This window comes from Sphingomonas kyungheensis (assembly GCF_037120395.1).
GTDB classification, from domain to species: Bacteria; Pseudomonadota; Alphaproteobacteria; order Sphingomonadales; family Sphingomonadaceae; genus Sphingomonas; species Sphingomonas kyungheensis.
In genome coordinates this window covers 26,928-46,771 of sequence record NZ_JBBBDM010000009.1, presented here as the reverse complement: position 1 = coordinate 46,771, position 19,844 = coordinate 26,928, and the positions used below count along the sequence as shown (strand labels likewise).

The following is a 19,844-nucleotide window of genomic DNA, read 5'->3' as shown; positions in this document are numbered from 1 at the left end:
TTACCATTCCACCCCGATCTTGCCGAAGTGGCTGCCGTCCATCTCATATTGGAAGGCGTCGGCGAGCCGGTCGAGCGGGAAGCGGCGATCGATCACCGGGCGGATGCCGGTCGCGTCGAGCGCGCGGACGAATTCCTGCTGCTCGCGGCGGCTGCCGACGATCAGCCCCTGCAGCCGCGCCTGCTTGCCCATCAGCGCTGCGGTCGGCACCTCGCCCGACACGCCGGTGAGCACCCCGATCAGCGAGATATGCCCGCCGACCCGCACCGCCGTGATCGACTGGGCGAGCGTGCCCGGCCCGCCGACCTCGACGACATGGTCGACGCCGCCCTCCGCCCAGTCGAACACCGTCTGCCCCCAATCCTCGTCGGTACGGTAGTTGACCGTGAAGTCCGCCCCCAGCGCCTTGGCGCGTTCGAGCTTGTCGTCCGATGACGAGGTGATCGCGACGCGCGCCCCCATCGCCTTGGCGATCTGCAACGCCCAGATCGATACGCCGCCGGTGCCGAGCAGCAGCAGCCGGTCGCCCGCCTTGATCTGCGCATCGACCACCAGCGCACGCCACGCGGTCAGCCCGGCGGTGGTGATCGTCGCCGCCTCGACCGCGTCATAGCCCTTGGGCGCATGCGTGAAGGCGGTGGCGGGCAGCACGACATGCGATTGCGCGAAGCCGTCGATGCCGTCGCCGGGTGTGCGGCTGAAGTCGCCGATCGTCGGCGTGCCGTCCTGCCAGTCCGGGAAGAAGCACGACACCACGCTGTCGCCGACCGCGAATTCGTCGACGCCCTCGCCGACCGCCTCGACCGTGCCGGCGCCATCGGCGAGCGGGATGCGCCCGTCGTCGCTCGGCATGCGGCCGAGGACGATGCCGAGATCGTGATAATTGAGCGAACTGCCGTGCAGCGCGACGCGGATCGCACCGGCCCCGGGCGCACCCGGATCGGGCCGGTCGGCGGGCGTCAGCCGGTCGAGGCCGCCGGGCGCGGAAACTGTCATCGCTTGCATCACGTCATCCTTGCTGTTCGCCGCCTCCAACGCCTCACGGCCCGTCGCTTTCCCCGTGGCACAGGCCGATTGCCTGAGCTAAGTTAAATGAAATATTGGGAGAACGCGCGATGCCCCTGACCGTCAACGGAGCCACGGTGCCGCTGCCCGACGATCCGCGCGTCTCCCTGCTCGATCTGCTGCGCGATACGCTGCATCTGTCGGGCACCAAGATCGGCTGCAACCAGGGCGCGTGCGGCGCCTGCACCGTGCTGGTCGACGGCGAGCGCATCGTCTCCTGCCTCGCGCTGGCGGTGCAATATGACGGCCGCGCGGTGACGACGATCGAGGGTATCGCCGACGGCGAGACGCTGCACCCGTTGCAGGCGGCGTTCATCGAGCATGACGGGTTCCAGTGCGGCTATTGCACGCCGGGCCAGATCTGCTCGGCGATCGGCATGGCCGCCGAGCTCGAACGCGGCATGCCCAGCCACGTCACCGGCGACCTCGCCGCGACGGTCGTCCTCGACGCCGACGAACTGCGCGAGCGGATGAGCGGCAATCTGTGTCGCTGCGGCGCGCATAACGGCATCGTCGCCGCGATCCTCGACGTCTACGGCCCCGCCAAGGTCGATCAGGAGGTTGCGGCATGACCCCCTTTGCCTTCACCCGCGCCGCCGCCACCGACGAGGCGCTGCGCCTCGCCGCCGCGCCGGCCGCGCGCTATCTCGGCGGCGGCACCAACCTCGTCGACCTGATGCGCGAGACGGTCGAACGGCCCGCGACCTTGGTCGACGTCACCGCCCTGGCGACCACGATCGAGCCGGAGGACGGCGGCCTGCGCATCGGAGCGGGCGTGCGCAATGCGGCGCTCGCCGCGCATCCCGCGGTCCGCCGCGACTATCCGGTCGTGGCGCGCGCGCTCCTCGCCGGCGCGAGCGCGCAGATCCGCAACATGGCGACGGTCGGCGGCAATCTGCTCCAGCGTACCCGCTGCACCTATTTCTACGATGTCGAAGGCTCGCGCTGCAACAAGCGCGTGCCGGGCGCCGGCTGCGACGCACGCCACGGCTTCAACCGCATCCACGCGATCCTCGGCGCGTCGCAGGCCTGTGTCGCGACGCATCCGTCCGACATGGCGGTGGCGCTCGCCGCGCTCGACGCCACCGTCCATTGCGCGACGGCGCAGGGCACGCGCACGCTGCCGCTGGTCGACCTGCATCGCCTGCCCGGCGACCATCCCGAGATCGAAACGGTGCTCGAACCGGGCGAGCTCATCACCCACGTCACCCTGCCGGCGCTGCCGGACGGGACGCGATCGACCTATCGCAAGGTGCGCGACCGTGCGAGCTATGCCTTTGCGCTCGTCTCGGTCGGTGCGGCGCTGCGCGTCGAGGACGGCCGCATCGCCGACGTGCGCCTCGCGCTCGGCGGCGTCGCGCACCGGCCGTGGCGGGCGACGCAGGCGGAGGCGGCGCTGCGCGGCCTGCCCGCGACGCGCGCCAGCTTCGAGGCCGCCGCCGCCGCCGAACTGGCCGCCGCGGTGCCGCTGCGCGACAATGGCTTCAAGATCGAACTCGCGCGGCGGACGATCACCGCCGTGCTCGCCGAGCTTTCAGGAGTGGACGCATGAGCATCCTCGAAGACGCCAAACAGGCGGTCAAGGGCGCCGCGCAGGCGGCGCTGCAGAGCGCGGTGCAGATGGCGCCGGACAGCTGGATGCCCGGTGGCCGTCCCGATCCGCTGATCCGCGAACGCCACGGCTATACCGGCCGGCCGGTGTCGCGCGTCGACGGCGCCGTCAAGGTGCGCGGCGTCGCGCCCTATGCGGCGGAATTCCCGCTCGACCGGCTGACCTATGCCGCTTTGGTGTTCAGCACCGTCGCCAAGGGTCGGATCGCGACGCTCGGCACCGCGGCGGCGGAGGCCGCGCCCGGCGTCGTACTGGTGATGACGCATCGCAACGCGCCGCGCATGCAGCCGATGCCCCTGTTCATGACCTCGGAAAAGGCGTGCGGCGGCAACGACCTGCCGATCATGCAGGACGACCGTATCTATTGGAACGGCGAGCCGGTCGCGCTCGTCCTCGCCGAGACGCAGGCGCAGGCCGATCACGCCGCCTCGCTGATCCGCGTCGACTATGTCGCCGAAGCGTCGGTCACCGATTTCGGCGAGGCCAAGGCGCACGGCACCGAACCCGGCCAGTTCATGGGCCAACCGCTCAAATATGGCAGCGGCGATGCCGAGGCGGCGCTCGCCGCCGCGCCGCATCGGGTCGATGCGCGCTATACGACGCCGCGTCACAGCCACAATGCGATCGAGCTGCACGCGGTCACCGTCGCCTGGCAGGGCGAGACGCTGCGCGTCCATGACGCGTCGCAGATGGTCGCGCACATGGCCTGGTCGCTCGGCCATGTCTTCGGCCTCGCCGAGGATCAGGTCCACGTCACCTCGCCGTTCGTCGGCGGCGGCTTCGGCGGCAAGGGGCTGTGGCAGCATCAGGTGCTCGCCGCCGCCGCCGCCAAGCTCGCCGGGCGACCGGTGCGGCTGATGCTGTCGCGCGAGGGCGTCTACCGGATCGTCGGCGGGCGCACCGTCACCGAACAGCGCGTTGCGATCGGCGCGCAGGCGGATGGCGGCTTCGACGCGCTCGTCCACACCGGCACGGTGGCGATGAGTCACCACAACGTGCTCCCCGAACCGTTCATCCTGCCGACGCGCAGCGCCTATGCGAGCAAGACGATGAAGCTCGATGTCGAGGTCGCGTATCTCGACATGGTCGCCAACACCTTCATGCGCGCGCCCGGCGAGGCGGTCGGCACCTTCGCGCTCGAAAGCGCGATCGACGAACTCGCCGTGGCGATGGACATGGACCCGATCGAGCTGCGGATGCGCAACGAGCCCGATACGGACCCGACCACCGGTGCGCCCTTCTCGTCGCGCGAGGTCGAGAAGGCCTATCGTGACGGCGCGGCGCGCTTCGGCTGGGCGCAGCGCGGCACGCCGGGCAGCCGCCGCGAGGGCGAATGGCTGATCGGCACCGGCGTCGCCACCGCCACCTATCCTTATTATCGCATGCCCGGCGGCGCGGCGCGGATCACGCTGACCCGCCACGGCCACGTCACCGTCGACATCGCCGCGCATGACATGGGCATGGGCACCGCCACCGCCCAGTCGCAGGTGATCGCCGACCGGCTCGGCGTTTCGATGGAGCAGGTCACCTTCCGCTACGGCGACAGCAGCCTGCCCGGCACGGTGATGGCGGGCGGATCGCAGCAGACCGCGGCGATCGGTGCGGCGGTGGTCGCGGCGCATCGCGCGCTCGTCACCGAATTGCTCAAGCTCGCCGGCAACGATTCCCCGCTCGCCGGGCTCGATGGCGATGCGGTCGGCGGGCGGGACGGCGGCCTCGCCCGGCTCGACGATCCGACCCGGCACGAAAGCTATGCCTCGATCCTCGCACGTGCGCAGCGCGACACGGTGGTGGTCGAGGCGAGCGCGCCGATGCCGCTCGAGACGATGCATTGGTCGATGCACTCGCACGGCGCGATGTTCTGCGAGGTCCGCGTCAATGCGGTCACCGGCGAGGTGCGGGTCAGCCGCTTCCTCGGATCGTTCGACTGCGGCCGCATCCTCAACCCCAAGACCGCGGCGAGCCAGTTCCGCGGCGGCATCATCATGGGGCTCGGCCTCGCACTGATGGAGGAGACGCAATATGACGAGCGCAGCGGCCGGATCATGAACCCCAGCCTCGCCGAATATCACGTCCCCGTGCACATGGACGTGCCGGCGATCGAGGTGATGTGGACCGACGTGCCCGATCCGCACACGCCGATGGGTGCGCGCGGCGTCGGCGAGATCGGCATCACCGGCGTCGGCGCGGCGGTCGCCAATGCGGTGTTCAACGCCACCGGCAAGCGCATCCGCGACCTGCCGATCACGCTCGACAAATTGCTCTAGCGCCGCGCCGCGGAGGGCGCCGGGTCAGGCGCCCTCCGCCATCCGCGGCCGGAACAGCTCGCCCTTCTCTACCACCCAGACCAGCGCCAGCACCGCGACGCCGATGCCGAGATAGCCGATTGCCAGCGGCAGCGTCGTGCCGGCATAGGACTGGCCGATCGCGCTGCCGACCAGCACCGCGCCGATGCTGGTGATGAACCCCTGCACCGACGAGGCGCTGCCGGCGATATGGCCGACCGGCTCCATCGCCATCGCGCCGAAATTCGAACCGCACAGGCCGATGCAGGTCATGCTCGACGCCTGCAGGATCATGAAGCTGACCAGCGTCTCGTGCCCGCTGAGGATGATCGCGACGTGGATCACCGACAGCGCGATCAGCGCGAGCACCGCCGATTGCGAGATCAGCCGCGTGCCGAGCCGCTCGACCAGCCGGCTGTTGGCGAAGGAGGCGAGCCCCATCGAAAAGGCGCAGGCCGCGAACAGCAGGGTGAAACGCCGTCCTGCGCCGAATTCCTCGACGAAGATCTGCTGCGCCGACGAGACGAAGGCGATGATCCCGCCGAAGGTCAGCGACGCGGCGAGCGCATAGCCGACCGAATAGCGGTTGGTCAGCGTCAGCCGGTAGCTGCCGGCGAGATTGGCGAGCGACAGCGGCCGGCGCCGCGCCACCGGCAGCGTCTCGCCGAGCCGCAGCGACGACCAGGCGAGCACCACCGCGGCGAACACCGCGAGGCCGTAGAAGATCACCCGCCACGGCCCGAAGGCGAGCAGCCCCTGCCCCAAAGTCGGCGCCATGATCGGCACGATGAAGAAGATCATCTGCGCCACCGACATCGTCCGCGCCATCTGCCGCCCGGATTCCCGGTCGCGGACGATCGCCACCGCCAGCACACGCGTCGACGCCGACATCAGCCCCTGCAACAGCCGCGCGCCGAGCAGCGCCGCGAAGCTCGCCGAGCCGGCGGCGAACACGCTCGCCGCGATGAACCCCGCCAGCGTCGCCACCAGCACCGGCCGCCGGCCGTAGCGATCGGCGAGCGGCCCGTAGACCAACTGGCCGATGCCGAAGCCGACCATATAGACCGTCACCACCCATTGCCGGTGATTGGCCTCCGTCACCATCAGATCGCGGCCGATGTCGGCGAGGGCAGGCAGCATCAGGTCGACGCCCAAGGCATTGACCGCCATCACCGCGGCGATGAAGGCGACGAATTCGCGCGGCGCCATGCCGGCGGACGATGGGGTGTCGGTCATCGCGCGGCTATCGACGCGATGAGGCTGCGCGGCAAGGCCAAGTCCCTGATCCGGTGCTGGTTCGGGCCTCCCGCGAATGTCGGGACGGCAACGACTGTTACCGCATTGCAACATTATGCAAAATATCCGTACCGAAATGCCCGATCGCGTCGCATCATATGGTCGTCGGGCGCCTTTGCTGCATAATGATCGTGCGACACCGCAAAGGGCGCAGACAAGGGGAACAGCAATGCGTGCAACGACCTGGATGATCCGATCTTCCCGTCTGGCGATGGTCGCCGGGCTGGCGCTGTCCGCGCAGGTCGCGTCGGCGCAGCTCGCCACCGATCCGCAGACGCCGACCGCGCCCGCCGCCACCGAGGCGCCGGCGGAGGACATCGTCGTCACCGGCTCGCGCATCCGCCGCGATCCGCTCGACCAGCCCTCGCCGGTGGTCACCGTCGACGATGCGGCGATCGCGCGCACCGGCCTGTCGTCGGTCGCCGACGTGCTGCAGCGGCTGCCCGCCTCGTCGGGCGGTCTCAACTCGAAGTTCAACAGCTCGGGCAATTTCGGCAATCCGCCCGACGGCGGCGGCGTCGGCGCGGGCTCGGCGGTGCTCGACCTGCGCTATCTCGGCCCCAAGCGCACGCTCGTGCTGGTCGACGGCCTGCGCTACGTTAACGGCGCCTCGGCGAGCGGCATCCCCGCCACCGTCGATCTTAATTCGATTCCCTCGTCGATGATCGAGCGGATCGAGATGCTGCAATCGGGCGCCTCGCCGCAATATGGTTCGGACGCGATCGCCGGCGTCGTCAACATCATCACCAAACAGAATCAGAAGGGGCTCAAGGCGTCGGCGCAATACGGCCAGTTCCTCGGCGACAATGACGGCAAGACGCAGGATTACCAGCTCAGCTACGGGCTCGGCGACGATCATGTCCATGTCGTCGCAGGCGGCTATTACACCAAGCAGGAAGCGGTCAGCGCCGCCGACCGCAGCATCTCGCAATATCCCAATCCCGGCCAGACGAGCTGTTCGGACCCGATCGGCGGCTGTTCCAGCTTCACCCCGCTCGGCCGCTTCCTCGTCAACGGCCAGAACCTGACGCTGCGCGGACCGGTGGCGAGCGGCCGCCCGGTATACGACCCGACGCTGGCGACCGGCGACTTCAAGGCCTTCACCGCGGCCGACCGCTATAATTTCGCGCCGTTCAACTATTTCCTCACCCCGGTCGAACGCTACGGCGGTTTCGTCAACGCGCGCGCCAGTTTCTCCGATGCGCTCAACCTGCGCGTCAAGGCGGTGTACAATCGCCGCAACTCGCAGAATCAGGCCGCCTATCTGCCGCTCGGCATCGGCCCGGACGTCGGCAACGGCAATCTGCTCGACACGCTGTCGGTCGACGCGACCAACCCCTATAATCCGTTCGGCGTGACGCTGACGCCGGGGCAGAATTACACCGCGATCTTCCGCCGCCTGGTCGAGGCCGGCCAGCGTACCTACAGCCAGCAGGTCGACACCATGTCGCTGACCGGCACGCTCGACGGCAAGTTCCGCATGTTCGGCCATAATTGGTATTGGGATGCCAATGCGGTGATCGGTTACAACGACGCCAAGCAGCTGTTCACCGGCAACATCAACGCCGCCAAGCTCGCCCGGGCGATCGGCCCGGTCAGCCAGTGCACCGACGATTGCGTGCCGTTCAACTTCTTCGGCGGCGTCGGCTCGATCACCCCGGCGATGCTCGGCTATATCGGCTTCGACGAGCGTGACCGCAGCAGCCAGACGCTCAACGATTATACCGCCAATCTGTCGGGCGAGCTGTTCGACCTGCCCGGCGGCCCGGTCGGCATCGCGATCGGTTATGAGCATCGCTACCAGTTCGGCAGCTTCACCCCCGATCCGGTGATCCAGGCCGGGCTCGGCGCCGACATCCCGGCACAGGCGGCGAGCGGCAAGTTCAACGTCGACGAAGTCTATGGCGAGATCCGCCTGCCGCTGCTCCGCGACCTGCCCGCGATCGCCTCGCTCGAACTCAACGGCGCGGTACGCCACTCCAATTACTCGACCTTCGGCAGCAACACGACGTTCAGCGGCGGCGCCTTGTGGAAGCCGGTCAGCGACCTGCTGCTGCGCGGCCAATATGCCGAATCCTTGCGCGCTCCGTCGATCGGCGAGCTGTACGGCGCGCAGTCGCGGTTCGATGCGTCGATCGACGATCCGTGCACCAGCGCGAGCGGCGGCCAGTTCGCCTCGAACGCGACGGTGCGGACCAATTGCATCGCCAACGGCGTCCCCGCCGGCGGCAGCTATGCCGAGCCGCAGGGCGGCCAGTTGCCGGTGCTGACCGGCGGCAATCCCGACCTGCGTCCGGAGACCGCGCGGACCCTGCTGTTCGGCGGCGTCTACAGCCCGCGCTGGGCGCGCGGCGGCACGCTCTCGGCGCTCAGCCTCGAGGTCAATTATTACGACATCAAGGTGGAGGGCGCGATTGCCTCGATCCCGGCGCAGGTGCTGCTCAGCCGCTGCGCCGAGACCGGCGATGCGCTGAGCTGCGCGGCGATCCGGCGCGCGCCGAGCGGCATCGTCACCGCGATCAACGGCCTGCTGCTCAACACCGGCGGCGTCCGCACCCGCGGCATCGACGCGACGCTGACGATCCGTTCGGGCGAGACCGGCGCGGGTCGCTTCGGCCTCTATGTCTCGGGCAATTACCTGCTCAAATATGCCGAGAGCACGCCGGCGACCGGCGGCTTCACCACCACCGACTATGTCGGCACCGAGCGCGGCTCACCCGACCAGACCTATCCGCATTTCAAGGGCCTCGGCACGATCGACTGGTCGATCGGCCCGGTCACCGCGAGCATCACCGCCCGCTATATCGACAATGTCCAGGAGATTTCCGCCGACAACGAGCTGAAGAGCCGCCTCTACGGCGACGCGCAGCTCCAGTTCCGCCCGCGCTGGCTGGACTCGCGCTTCGCCTTCACCTTCGGCGTCAACAACGTCTTCGACAAGGACCCGCCGGCCTGCTTCAGCTGCAGCCTCAACAATTACGACCCGACGACCTACGACATCCCCGGCCGCTTCGGCTATCTGCGCCTGTCCTACGGACTGTAAGGGGTGGCGTGCCGGGGCGCTGGCCCCGGCACGTTGTATGTTATTGCAGGCGGCCGGTGAGGAGAGCTGCGTCGAAGCCACCGTCGGCCAGCTTGAAGCTGACCAAGAGCGCGATCTCCTTGGCACCCTGGCCGTAGAGGCGACCGATAAAGGTGCCCGTAATTTTGCCATCCTGGCTTTTAAGCGTCCCCGATATGCGGGCGCTGCCATCCTTCGTTCCGGTTATCGTAAATGGCACCGAACCCGAACCGTCTTTCACGACGAGAGGAATAGTTCCCGATACAGCCCCTGTAGCGCAATCAACTGTCAACGCTTGGGCAGCCACCTGATCCTTTGCGTTGTTTTGTTCCGCTATCAGCGCGGAATACGTCAACGTTCCGGTGGTTGGAATTTCGATTGGATTGGTCGGCGAACCAATGATGAGCAGGCGCGCGACCTTGTCATCGTTGAACTGCGCTTCGGCGAAACTTTCGTACTTGGAGAGACCGTCCGGCAAACCGAGCAGCACGTAACCGCCCGAAGCGTTGAACTCCAACTTGCGCCGTACGGAAAACGTGCCGTTACCCGCCGAGTAGGTACCTTTCCCCGGCAGGTCGGTGCTGTCAGCCAAGGTGACCGTCCCGCCCTGCGTGGTATAGGTCGTCACCCCCGTTTCCGACGAAGACAAAGCAATCGCGACAAATTTCCCAGCAGAAAGATTGATATCCATTCGGTCATAGCCGGTGAAGCTTCGATCCTTCGTAAAATCGGCCGCCTTTTCGTAGGTGTATACGCGAGCTGTCGGCGCAGGAGTAGGCGTCGGCGCCGGAGTGGGCGTCGGGGCCGGAGTAGGCGCCGGCGTCGGGGCGGGAGTGGGTGCCGGGGTCGGCGCGGGCGTGCTGCCTGTTGTCACCGGTACCGGCGCCGAACCGCCCTTGCCATCCGAGCCGCATCCGCTCGTCGCCAGGACCAGCACCATCGCCGTCATCAAACGCCGCTTCATTACGCACTCCATCAGATCGGGCGCGCCCATCGCTCACCCTAACTCATTTATAGAAGCGCGGCTGTCCGAATTACCCAAGGTAGGCGATATAGAATCTGCTATATGCTTACTGCTTACAATATCCGACTTTTTTGATTTGCCGCGCCGCACCGGAATATGATCGATCGTTATTTTCTTTGCTTCGATATTGTTACAAGTCCGACTTATTATTCTGTAATACAGAACTTTACCTAACCACGCACCAAACCCACCGCTCAACCCCCTATCGCCCTCCCGCCAAAGCCGCTAAGCCACGCCCTCCCCGGGGGGCCGCTGACGTGTGGCTGAGAGGTGGGCAGCAGCCCACGACCCGCTGAACCTGATCCGGGTGATACCGGCGTAGGGAGGGTGCGCGGTCCGCCGTCGTTCCTCCGGATGACGTGGATGCGAACGATGTCGGCTGACCTGCCTTATGCTCCCTTCGCGCTGCGCCGTGCGCTGCCGCCGCTCACGCTGGCGCTCGCCGCGGTCGCCGCCCCCGCCGCCGCGCAGACGGGCGAGACCACCGACATCCGCGTGATCGGCCGCGCCGATCCCGCCGGGCTGCTGCCGGATCAGGAAACACCGCGCGCCGAGAGCGCGATCTCCGCCGATTACATCGTCAAACAGGCCCCGACGCTCAATGCCTTCCAGCTCGTCGCGCTGCTCCCCGGCGCGACCGTCGCGTCGAGCGATCCCTATGGCCTGTCGACCAGTTCGAGCCTGACGCTGCGCGGACTTGGCCAGGACGAGATCGGCGTGCTGATGGAAGGCGCGCCGCAGAACGACATCGGTTATTATTACGCCTATCCGGCGCAATTCGCCGATCCCGGCAACCTGCGGCGGATCGGACTCGCGCAAGGATCGGTCGATATCGACTCGCCGACGCTCGGCGGCGCGGGTGGGCTGCTGTCGCTGGCGCTCGACGATCCCAAGGCGCGGCCGCAGGCGCTCGTCGACCTGTCGCTCGGCAGCTATGCGGCACGGCGCGCCTTCGCCCGCGTCGACAGCGGCGCGATCGCCGGCACCGGGCTCAAGGCCTTCCTGTCCTATTCCTACACCCGCGCCGACAATTGGCGCGGCGCCGGCTATGACGTCCGCCAGCATGTCGACGCCAAGCTGCTCAACGAATGGGGCGACAATCGCGCCAGCCTCGCACTGTCGTACAATGACGCCAACAGCTCGACCTATCCGAGCCCGACGCTCGCCGACTGGCAGGCGCAGGGACGCGGCTTCAATTATGCGAGCCGCTACACGCCGGGCGCGACCGATTATTGGAAGCTCTATCGCGCGCCGTTCCGCAACCTCTACGCCTCCGCGCCGGTCCACCTCAGGCTTGGCGAGGCGCTGAGCTTCGACAGCACCAGCTACGCGCAATGGGGCTATGGCAACTCGCCTTATGGGACGCAGCTGACCAGCGAGGGCAATTTCCTCGGCGACGAGGCGCTCGGCGCGATTACGCTGCCCGGCGCGGTCGACGGCGTCGCCACCGTGCTCGGCAATTACACCGGTGACCAGTTCCGCGGCGGCAGCGTCGCCAAATTGGTGCTGGAGGCGGGGCGGCATCGCCTCACCGCCGGTTTGTGGTTCGACTATGGCACCGATCGCGTCACGCAATCCTATACCAGCCTCAACCCCGACGGTACGCCGACCGACCGCTGGGGCTATCGCGCCAAGGCGATCCGCACCGCCGACGGCCGGCTGCTCGCGTACGAGAACCAGCGCACCGTCACCGTCACCAAGAGCGCCTTCGTCGCCGACCGGATCGCGCTGACGCCGCGGCTGACGCTCGAGCTCGGCATCAAGGGTGTCGACGTGCTGCGCAACGGCCGCAACTATCTGCCCGGCCCGCAATCGAGCGTGCGGCTCGACAGCTTCGCCGCGCTGCCGCGCGCCGCGCTCCACTTCGATCTCGACGACCGGCAGCAGCTGTTCGCCAACGTCACCACCAATTTCCGCACGCCGAACGAGTTCACGCTCTACGACAGCTATGCGGGCGGCGTGCTGGCGGCGCAGGGGACGGACGCGCTCAAGAACGAATATGCCGTGTCCGAGGAGCTCGGCTATCGCTTCATCGGCGCGAACCTGTCGGCGTCGGTCACCGGCTTCCACTACACGTTCCGCAACCGCCAGCTCGCGACGATCGTCCAATCGGGCGGTGCGCAGGTCAATACGACGCTCAACGCCGGCGGCCAAACCTCTTATGGCGTCGATGCCGAGGTCGATTACCGCCCCGCCGCCGGGGTCAGCCTGTACGTCTCGGGCGAATACCTCCATGCGCGGATCGACGACGATCTGCCGGTCGACGGCGACCTGCTGCCGACGCGCGGCAAGCATGCGGTGTCGAGCCCGACGGTACAGGTCGGCGCGGGCGGCATCTATGACGACGGCCGTCTGTTCGGCAGCATCGCCGGCAAATATCTCGCCCGCCAATATGCCACCTTCCTGAACGACGAGAGCATTCCGGGCTATGCGACGCTCGACCTGTCGATCGGCGTCCACCTTGCCGACTGGCTCGACGGCAAGCGCACCGACCTGCGCGTCAACGCGATCAACGTCACCGACCCGCACGTCCTGTCGGGCGTGCAGGCGGTGACGACCAATGCGCGCGACACAACCGGCCGCAACGGCAGCGTCATCGCCGGCGGGGCACCGGCTTATTATATCGGCAGCGGCGCGGCGGTGATCGCGACGATCGCGCGCGCCTTTTGAGGATGGCGCACGCCGCCGATCCCGACGCGCATCGCGTCCACGGCATGGGCGAAGCGCTCGAGGCGCCGGTCTGGCCGCCGATCACCGCGGCGGAGGCGGCGGCGGTGATCGCGCGCTTTCCCGCGGCGGGGCGGTTCGCCGCGCTGCGCTGGCATTCGCCGCGGCCCTTTTCGGCGGCGGCGCTGATCGACACCGATCGCGGCGCGCTGCTGCTCAAGCGGCACCATTGCAGCATCCGCAGCGTCGCCGGCCTCGCCGAAGAACATCGCTTCATTGCGCATCTCGCCGACGCCGGCCTGCCGGTGCCGCAGGGTCTGGCCAGCGACGACGACGCGAGCGCGATCGCGATCGACTCCTCTTGCTACGAGCTGCACGTCGCCGCACCGGGCATCGATCTGTACCGCGAGCGCCAGTCGTGGACGCCCTATCTGTCGCGAGACCATGCTTATGCCGCGGGCGGGATGCTCGCCCGGCTGCACGAGGCGGCGCGCGACTATGCGGCACCGCCCCGCGCGCCCGCGCCGCTCATCGCCAGCTTCACCATCCTGCCGGCACCCGATCCGCTCGCCACGGCGCAGGCCTATGTCGCGGCGCGGCCGCGGCTCGCCGCCTTTCTGGCGACACGGCCGTGGCAGGAGCAGCTCGCCGCCGTCCTCACGCAGCACGCCGGGGGTCTGGCCGAGCGGCTCGCGCCGCAGCCGTCGCTGTGGACGCACAACGACTGGCATCCGTCCAACCTGCTATGGACGCCGCAGGGCACGGTGCGGACGGTGATCGACTTCGGCCTCGCCGACCGCAGCTGCGCGGTGCAGGATATCGCCACCGCGATCGAGCGGATGCTGAACTGGCTCGACCTGCCGCAGACCGATGCCATCGCCGATCCCGCCGCGGTCACCGCGCTGCTCGCCGGCTATGCCGCGGTGCGGCCGCTCGGCGCGGCGGATCGCGCGACGATCGCGTGGCTGCTGCCGCTCAGTCACCTGGAATTCGCGCTGTCGGAAGCCGATTATTTCACCGCGGTGGTCGACGATCCCGCCGCCGCCGCGCTGGCGTGGGACGGATATGCGATCGGCCATGTCGGCTGGTTCGCGACGCCGCCGGGACGCGCCCTGCTCGCGACGATCCGCGGGACGGGCGGATGAGCCCGCTCGAGATCGTCGCGGTCGTCGTCAGCTTCGCGGGCATCTGGCTGACCGCGCGGCGGCGGATGCTGTGCTGGCCGGTCAACCTGCTCGCCTGCGCGCTCTACGCCAAGCTGTTCCTCGACGTGCGGCTCTATGCCGACATGGTGTTGCAGGGCGCGTTCGGCATCGCGATCCTCTACGGCTGGCTCGCCTGGCTGCGCGGCGTGCGCGACAGCGGCGTGGTGGCGGTGGCGCCGCTGCCCGCGCGGCAGGCGGTCGCCGGCCTCGCCATCGGCGCGATCGCCGCCGCGTCGGTCGGCTGGCTGACCAGTCGCTACACCGATGCCGCGCTGCCGTGGATGGACGCGACGCTGAGCAGCTTCAGCCTCGTCGCGCAATATTGGACCGCGCGCCGCCATGCAGAAAGCTGGCTGCTGTGGATCATCGTCGACGTCACCTATGTCGGCATGTTCATCGTCAAGGCCCTGTGGCTGACCGCCGGCCTCTATGCGGCGATCACGCTGCTGGCGGTTCTCGGCTATCGCCAGTGGCGGCGGGGGGCGCGGCGCGGGCGGCACGCGCCCGCCTGACCGGCGGCGCGAGCCAGTCGGCGAGCGACAGGCCGGTCTGCTCGATCGCGTGCAGCATCACCCAGCCGGCGGCGCGCGCATCGCTCAGCGCATCATGGTGGCGGTGCGGGATGCCGAGGAACCGCGCCAGCCCGCCGAGCTTGTGATTGGGCAGATCGGGCCAGGCGCGTCGCGCCACCCGCACGCTGTCGAGCCAGGTCGTCGCGATCTCCGGCAGCGCATGCACCCGGCACGCCGCGGCGAGCGCGCCCTTGTCGAACGACGAATGCGCGACGGTGACGCGCCCGGCCAGATGGCGGCCGATCGCGGCATGGACATGCGCGAAGGTCGGCCGGCCGATGACGTGATGCGCGGCGATGCCGTGGATGCGCGTGTTGATCGGGTGGAAGTCGTCGCACGGGTCGAGCAACGTCTCGTAGCTGAACAGCTCGCCGCCGTCGCGAAAGCCGACGATGCCGATCTGGCAGATGCTGCTCACCCGCGCGCAGGCGGTCTCGACGTCGATGACGACGAAGTCGCATGCGGCCGCGTCGTTGCCGGCGGGAGGGGAAGGGGCAGCCACGATCCCCGGCGATCTACGCCCCCGGCACGAGCGCGGCAAGCTGCGGCTATGTCCCTCTGAAACCATCCGTCCGTCGCGGCAGGCCGATGGGCGCAACACTGGTTGACGCTGCCCGGTGCAGGCCCAATGCGGCGGGTCTCTCCTGCTGACGAGGTATTCCCCTGCGCCTGTCCCTGCCCTTCGGCTTCGCCTCCCACGACATGGCGATCGACCTTGGCACCGTGAACACGTTGGTGTTCGTCGCCGGCCGCGGCATGGTGCTCGACGAACCCTCGGTGGTGGCGATCGAGACGCGAAACGGCGTGCCCAAGGTGCTCGCGGTCGGCGCCGACGCCAAATTGATGATGGGCAAGACGCCGCAGGGCGTCGAGACGATCCGCCCCTTGCGCGACGGCGTCATCGCCGACATCGACGTCGCCGAGCAGATGATCAAGCATTTCATCCGCAAGGTGCACGGCGACAGCGGCCGGCGGATGCGCAGCCCGCGGCTGGTGATCTGCGTCCCCGCCAATTCGACGCAGGTCGAGCGGCGCGCGATCCGTCAGGCGGCGACCAGCGCCGGCGCCGCCAAGGTGTCGCTGATCGAGGAATCGCTCGCTGCGGCGATCGGCGCCGGGCTGCCGATTACCGCCCCGGTCGGCTTCCTCGTCGTAGACATCGGCGGCGGCACCACCGAGGCGGCGGTGCTGTCGCTTGGCGGGCTCGCCTACAGCAATTCGGTGCGCGTCGGCGGCGACAAGCTCGACGAGGCGATCGCCTCGCACATCCGCCGCAAGCACAATCTGATGATCGGCGAGGCGACCGCCGAGCGGATCAAGCAGCAGATCGGCGCCGCCTGCCGCCCGGCGGACGGCAACGACCTGCAGATGCGCGTCCGCGGCCGCGATCTCACCAACGGCATCCCCAAGGAGATCGGCATCGGCCAGAGCGAGATCGCCGATGCGATCGCCGACCTCGTCGCGCAGATCGTCGAGGTGGTGATGAAGACGCTCGAACAGATCGAGCCCGAGCTCGCCGCCGATATCGTCGAACAGGGGATCGTGCTGACCGGCGGCGGCGCACTGCTGCGGCGGCTCGACGAGACGCTGAGTCGCGCCACCGGCCTGCCGGTGACGGTCGCCGAATCGCCGCTGCTCTGCGTCGCGCTGGGTGCCGGCCGGGCGCTCGAGGACGATGCCCTGAAGGGGGTGCTGCACGACCTCTAGGCGGCGGGCAAAAAAAGAGGGCCGCCGAAGCGGCCCCGAGAATCCTGTTGGGGAGGATGCCTAACGGCATGATTGGTCTGACCTATTCATCAGCCGTCGTCAAATATAAAATGAACTTTCATGACGGGGCGGATGCGACGGTCTCCGGAACCCTAAGCGGGGCGGGCGATCGCCGCCCGCCCCGGACCAGCCAGAGCACGCCGCCGCAGCCCAGCGCCGGCAGCAGCCAGGCGATCGTCGCGACCATTCCCGGCGTCGCGCCGCACCGCGGGCAGGCCGCCGCGGCGACGACGAGCGCGAGCAGCGCATGGCCCAGCCCGCCGCTTGCCTTGATGACGGCGAGGAAGACGCCGACCGGCAGCGCCTCGTCCATCACCCCCTCGCCCGCGCCGCGATGCACCGCGATCGCCAGCATCGCCCAGATCGCCATGTTCATCCCCGCCTGCGCGATGCCGATCAGCGTCAGCCCGATGACGTCGACGCCCGCACCCAGCGTGGCGGCGAGCATCGCGAGCGCGACGAGCATCGCACCATGCGCCAGCACCAGCAGCGCCTGCGGACGCCGCCAGCGTGCGGCGACCATCCACACCGGCAGCGACAGCGCCTGCGCGAGCGCGATCGTCGCCAGCGCCGGTCCCGCCCATTGCGCGCCGCCGCGCGTCGCCTCGCCGGTGAAGGCGAGCGCCCGCACGAACAGCGGCACCAGCCCCGATTGCAGCGGCAGCAGGCAGAGCAGCCGCCGGAACGGCGGGTTGCGCCACAGGTCGCCGATCACCGCCGCAGCGCTGCGCCGCTCGCCGCCGGGCGTCGGCGGCACCGGCAGCCGTCGCGTCGCGACCACGGCGACCAGCAGCGTACCGGCATAGAGCGCGCCGCCGATCATCGCCGCCGCGGCGATCGTCGCCGCGCGCGCGGCCGGCGGCGCGGTCAGGATCGCGGCGGTCGCCAGCCCGACCAGCCCGACCCCGCCGGCACTGCAGATCAGCCGCATCCCCGACACGCCCGCCGCGATGCGCGGATCGGCGGCAAAGCGGACGATCAGCGTATTGTGCCCGATGTCGCAGAGCGCGAAGCCGGCGCGGCACAGCATCACCGCAAGCGCGATCGGCCACGACCCGTCGGCCGGCGGCAGCGTGAAGATCAGCCAGAAGCTGATCGCGCACAGCGGACTGCCGATCAGCACCAGCCGGCGCAACGCGCCGACATGGCCGGAGCGATCGGTCAGGAAGGCGACACCGACATCCGCCGCGCCGTCCCACAGCATCACCGCGCCCAGCAGCCCGCCCGCCGCGAGCGGCGCCACCCCGGCGATCCGCACCAGATAATAGAGCAGGAAGGTATCGAACACGGTGAGCACGACGCTCTTGCCGAGATTGCCGAGGCTATAGCCGAGCTGCATCGAAACGGCGGGCCGCCCGGGCGATAGGAGTGGGGCGCTGGCCATGGCGCGGCGAGCCTAGCGCGCGTTGCTTGCACTTCCGCGACACGGGCGCGACGCGAGGCGGCAGCGGCGCGCGCACCATCACGCCTCGCCGTCGCGGTGCCGTCGACCGACGCCCGCGCGTCCCCAATCCCGCCGCGACCTGTTATGGGCTGGCGATGACGCTCGTCCTCTACGCCGCCGCCGCGCTTGCCGAGATCGCCGGCTGCTTCGCCTTCTGGGCGTGGCTGCGGATGGGGCGTTCGCCGCTGTGGCTGATCCCGGGATGCCTCGCGCTGGTCGCCTTCGCATGGCTGCTCACCCGGGTCGAGGCGGCGGCGGCCGGGCGGACCTATGCGACCTATGGCGGCATCTACATCACCGCCGCCTTGCTCTGGCTGTGGCGTGTCGAAGGCGTCCGGCCCGATCGCTACGATTGCGCCGGCACCGGCCTGTGCCTGATCGGCGCGGCGGTGATCGCACTCGGCCCGCACCGCGGCTGAGCGATCAGCGCGCGGTCCGATCGAGATCGGCGACGACCGGGAAATGGTCCGACGGATAGCGCGCGCCGTCATGATCGGTCAGCACCCGCGCCGACACCGGCCGGAAGCCGCGCACCAGGATATAGTCGATCCGGTCGCCCGGCACGCCGGTGAAGTCGTGAAAGGTCCCCGCCGGCCCTGCGCGCAGCTCCGCTTGCTCCCAGACGTCGGTGAGCAGCGCCGTCAGCCGTCGATGCGCCGCGCTGTCCGGCACCGCGTTGAGATCGGCGGTCAGCACGATCGGCAGCCCGTGCGCCAGCGCCGGCAGGCGGCGCGCGATCAGCGCCGCCGAACGCTGCCGCGCCACCGCATCCTCGCTGTCGCGATTGGCGAGATGCGTATCGAGCAGCAGGAACCGCCAGCGCGGCGTCGCGCGCGTCTCGAACACGCCCCAATTCGCCATCCGCGGCAGCGTCGCGCCCCAGCCGAGGCTGCCCGGCCGCGACGGCGTCGGCGACAGCCAGAAGCGGCCGTGACGCAGCAGCCGCAGCCGGTCGCGCCGATAGACGATCCCCATATGCTCGTCGGCATGGCCGCCGAACCGGTCGCACCCCAACCAGCGGAAGCGCGGCAGCGCCCGCACGATGTCGTCGCCCTGCGCCTGGAACAGCTCCTGCGTGCCGATCACGTCCGGGTCCGCCGCGCGGACGGTGGCGACGAACAGCGCGCGCCGGTCGGCCCAGCGATTGGCGCCGTCGTCCGGATTGAGATAGCGGACGTTGAAGGTCATCACGCGCAGGTCGGGACGCGCCGCCGGTGCCGCGCCGACGAGGCCGAGCCCGATCGTCGCGGCGGCGAACAGCCGCAGCGCGCGGGAGCGCCGGCCGCTCATTCGACCATCTCCAACCGGTCGGCGAGCCGCGCCAGCGTCCGCTCGACGTGATGCGACACCGCCTTGGGGGTGACGCCGATCCGCCGCGCCGCCTCCTTGTGGCTCAGCCCCTCGACGCGCACGAGCAGGAACGTGTCACGCGCGATCGGTTGCAGCGCATCGAGCGCGGCGTCGAGGCGGCGCAGCTGCTGGCGCGCCGCGACGGCGCGATCCGGACCGAGCGCGCCGGCGGCGGCGATGCTGTCGTCGAGCGGCAGATGCCGGTCGAACAACCGCGTCACCTGCCGGCGATGCCGGTCGATCATCAGATTGGCGGCGATCCGCCGGAGATAGCCCGCGGCATGGTCGACTGCTGACGCCTGAGTGGTGAGCAGCCGCAGATAGACGTCCTGCATCAGGTCGTCGACATCGGCAGGATCGCGCAGTCGGCGGCGAAGATACTGGCGCAGCGCGTTGATTTCGGCAGCGTCGATTGGCGCCAGCGTCACTCCACCCGTCCTTGCAATCATCGCCTCGCGACACGTTAGGGCCGATCGGTGACAGGGATATGACCAAA

The 19,844-nt window shown here is 69.1% G+C and carries 16 protein-coding genes and 1 riboswitch; of the genes, 9 read left to right on the top strand and 7 right to left on the bottom strand.

Annotated elements, in window-relative coordinates:
• Nucleotides 1-1,005, bottom strand: coding sequence for a zinc-dependent alcohol dehydrogenase family protein (locus V8201_RS14995; protein WP_336545784.1), 1,005 nt, complete (start codon nt 1,003-1,005; stop codon nt 1-3).
• Between the two features lie 110 nt (nt 1,006-1,115).
• On the opposite strand from V8201_RS14995, the gene V8201_RS14990 reads away from it, so the two are divergent.
• Genes V8201_RS14990 through V8201_RS14980 form a run of 3 tightly spaced genes read left to right on the top strand, consistent with a single transcriptional unit; the run spans nt 1,116 to nt 4,944 of the window.
• On the top strand, nt 1,116-1,637 hold the full coding sequence (locus V8201_RS14990; protein ID WP_336545783.1) for a 2Fe-2S iron-sulfur cluster-binding protein: 522 nt from the start codon (nt 1,116-1,118) through the stop codon (nt 1,635-1,637).
• On the top strand, nt 1,634-2,617 hold the full coding sequence (locus V8201_RS14985) for an FAD binding domain-containing protein (protein WP_336545782.1): 984 nt from the start codon (nt 1,634-1,636) through the stop codon (nt 2,615-2,617). The genes V8201_RS14990 and V8201_RS14985 overlap by 4 nt, the downstream gene beginning before the upstream one ends.
• Complete coding sequence (locus V8201_RS14980) at nt 2,614-4,944, top strand: xanthine dehydrogenase family protein molybdopterin-binding subunit (RefSeq protein WP_336545781.1); 2,331 nt, start codon at nt 2,614-2,616, stop codon at nt 4,942-4,944. The genes V8201_RS14985 and V8201_RS14980 overlap by 4 nt, the downstream gene beginning before the upstream one ends.
• A gap of 24 nt (nt 4,945-4,968) precedes the next feature.
• Here V8201_RS14980 and V8201_RS14975 read toward each other — a convergent pair whose 3' ends face one another.
• Complete coding sequence (locus V8201_RS14975) at nt 4,969-6,312, bottom strand: multidrug effflux MFS transporter (RefSeq protein WP_336545780.1); 1,344 nt, start codon at nt 6,310-6,312, stop codon at nt 4,969-4,971.
• Between the two features lie 133 nt (nt 6,313-6,445).
• On the opposite strand from V8201_RS14975, the gene V8201_RS14970 reads away from it, so the two are divergent.
• Entirely contained in the window at nt 6,446-9,301 is a 2,856-nt protein-coding gene (locus V8201_RS14970; protein WP_336545779.1) for a TonB-dependent receptor domain-containing protein, read from the top strand.
• Between the two features lie 40 nt (nt 9,302-9,341).
• Here V8201_RS14970 and V8201_RS14965 read toward each other — a convergent pair whose 3' ends face one another.
• Nucleotides 9,342-10,313, bottom strand: a complete 972-nt coding sequence (locus V8201_RS14965) for a HupA family protein (RefSeq protein WP_200870395.1) — start codon at nt 10,311-10,313, stop codon at nt 9,342-9,344.
• A 262-nt stretch (nt 10,314-10,575) separates the two neighbouring features.
• A riboswitch (TPP riboswitch) is annotated at nt 10,576-10,685 on the top strand.
• 30 nt (nt 10,686-10,715) lie between these two features.
• Between V8201_RS14965 and V8201_RS14960 the strand changes: the two genes are divergently transcribed.
• Genes V8201_RS14960 through pnuC form a run of 3 tightly spaced genes read left to right on the top strand, consistent with a single transcriptional unit; the run spans nt 10,716 to nt 14,727 of the window.
• Nucleotides 10,716-13,013 carry a TonB-dependent receptor gene (locus V8201_RS14960; RefSeq protein ID WP_336545778.1) on the top strand — a complete coding sequence of 766 codons (2,298 nt, stop codon included), beginning with the start codon at nt 10,716-10,718 and terminating at the stop codon, nt 13,011-13,013.
• A 2-nt stretch (nt 13,014-13,015) separates the two neighbouring features.
• The gene (locus V8201_RS14955) at nt 13,016-14,155 is read left to right on the top strand and encodes a phosphotransferase enzyme family protein (RefSeq protein ID WP_336545777.1); all 1,140 of its coding nucleotides are present in this window, start codon (nt 13,016-13,018) and stop codon (nt 14,153-14,155) included.
• On the top strand, nt 14,152-14,727 hold the full coding sequence (gene pnuC / locus V8201_RS14950; RefSeq protein WP_271300057.1) for a nicotinamide riboside transporter PnuC: 576 nt from the start codon (nt 14,152-14,154) through the stop codon (nt 14,725-14,727). Before V8201_RS14955 ends, pnuC begins: the two co-directional genes overlap by 4 nt.
• Here pnuC and V8201_RS14945 read toward each other — a convergent pair.
• On the bottom strand, nt 14,654-15,289 hold the full coding sequence (locus V8201_RS14945; protein ID WP_271300056.1) for an exonuclease domain-containing protein: 636 nt from the start codon (nt 15,287-15,289) through the stop codon (nt 14,654-14,656). The genes pnuC and V8201_RS14945 overlap by 74 nt on opposite strands.
• A gap of 161 nt (nt 15,290-15,450) precedes the next feature.
• Here V8201_RS14945 and V8201_RS14940 point away from each other — a divergent pair, with 161 nt between their 5' ends.
• A complete protein-coding gene (locus V8201_RS14940) occupies nt 15,451-16,494 on the top strand; it encodes a rod shape-determining protein (protein WP_037534050.1) in 1,044 nt (347 codons plus the stop codon).
• Nucleotides 16,495-16,612: 118 nt separating this feature from the next.
• Here the strand turns inward: V8201_RS14940 and V8201_RS14935 are convergent, their stop codons facing one another.
• On the bottom strand, nt 16,613-17,893 hold the full coding sequence (locus V8201_RS14935) for an MFS transporter (protein WP_336545776.1): 1,281 nt from the start codon (nt 17,891-17,893) through the stop codon (nt 16,613-16,615).
• Between the two features lie 200 nt (nt 17,894-18,093).
• Here V8201_RS14935 and V8201_RS14930 point away from each other — a divergent pair, with 200 nt between their 5' ends.
• Nucleotides 18,094-18,417, top strand: coding sequence for a YnfA family protein (locus V8201_RS14930; protein ID WP_336545775.1), 324 nt, complete (start codon nt 18,094-18,096; stop codon nt 18,415-18,417).
• Between the two features lie 4 nt (nt 18,418-18,421).
• Here V8201_RS14930 and V8201_RS14925 read toward each other — a convergent pair whose 3' ends face one another.
• Nucleotides 18,422-19,288: an endonuclease/exonuclease/phosphatase family protein gene (locus V8201_RS14925; RefSeq protein ID WP_336545774.1), complete on the bottom strand. Its 867-nt coding sequence runs from the start codon at nt 19,286-19,288 to the stop codon at nt 18,422-18,424.
• Nucleotides 19,285-19,776, bottom strand: coding sequence for an RNA polymerase sigma factor (locus V8201_RS14920; RefSeq protein ID WP_051583416.1), 492 nt, complete (start codon nt 19,774-19,776; stop codon nt 19,285-19,287). The genes V8201_RS14925 and V8201_RS14920 overlap by 4 nt, the downstream gene beginning before the upstream one ends.
• Nucleotides 19,777-19,844 lie beyond the last annotated feature (68 nt).

Excerpts from the sequence above, each read along its gene's own strand:
- V8201_RS14955 (WP_336545777.1), top strand. The coding sequence starts at position 13,016 with ATGGCGCACGCCGCCGATCCCGACGCGCATCGCGTCCACGGCATGGGC.
- V8201_RS14985 (WP_336545782.1), top strand. The coding sequence starts at position 1,634 with ATGACCCCCTTTGCCTTCACCCGCGCCGCCGCCACCGACGAGGCGCTG.
- V8201_RS14930 (WP_336545775.1), top strand. The coding sequence starts at position 18,094 with ATGACGCTCGTCCTCTACGCCGCCGCCGCGCTTGCCGAGATCGCCGGC.
- pnuC (WP_271300057.1), top strand. The coding sequence starts at position 14,152 with ATGAGCCCGCTCGAGATCGTCGCGGTCGTCGTCAGCTTCGCGGGCATC.
- V8201_RS14960 (WP_336545778.1), top strand. The coding sequence starts at position 10,716 with ATGTCGGCTGACCTGCCTTATGCTCCCTTCGCGCTGCGCCGTGCGCTG.
- V8201_RS14965 (WP_200870395.1), bottom strand. The coding sequence starts at position 10,313 with ATGGGCGCGCCCGATCTGATGGAGTGCGTAATGAAGCGGCGTTTGATG.
- V8201_RS14990 (WP_336545783.1), top strand. The coding sequence starts at position 1,116 with ATGCCCCTGACCGTCAACGGAGCCACGGTGCCGCTGCCCGACGATCCG.
- V8201_RS14925 (WP_336545774.1), bottom strand. The coding sequence starts at position 19,288 with ATGAGCGGCCGGCGCTCCCGCGCGCTGCGGCTGTTCGCCGCCGCGACG.
- V8201_RS14970 (WP_336545779.1), top strand. The coding sequence starts at position 6,446 with ATGATCCGATCTTCCCGTCTGGCGATGGTCGCCGGGCTGGCGCTGTCC.
- V8201_RS14935 (WP_336545776.1), bottom strand. The coding sequence starts at position 17,893 with ATGCAGCTCGGCTATAGCCTCGGCAATCTCGGCAAGAGCGTCGTGCTC.
- V8201_RS14980 (WP_336545781.1), top strand. The coding sequence starts at position 2,614 with ATGAGCATCCTCGAAGACGCCAAACAGGCGGTCAAGGGCGCCGCGCAG.
- V8201_RS14975 (WP_336545780.1), bottom strand. The coding sequence starts at position 6,312 with ATGTTGCAATGCGGTAACAGTCGTTGCCGTCCCGACATTCGCGGGAGG.
- V8201_RS14995 (WP_336545784.1), bottom strand. The coding sequence starts at position 1,005 with ATGCAAGCGATGACAGTTTCCGCGCCCGGCGGCCTCGACCGGCTGACG.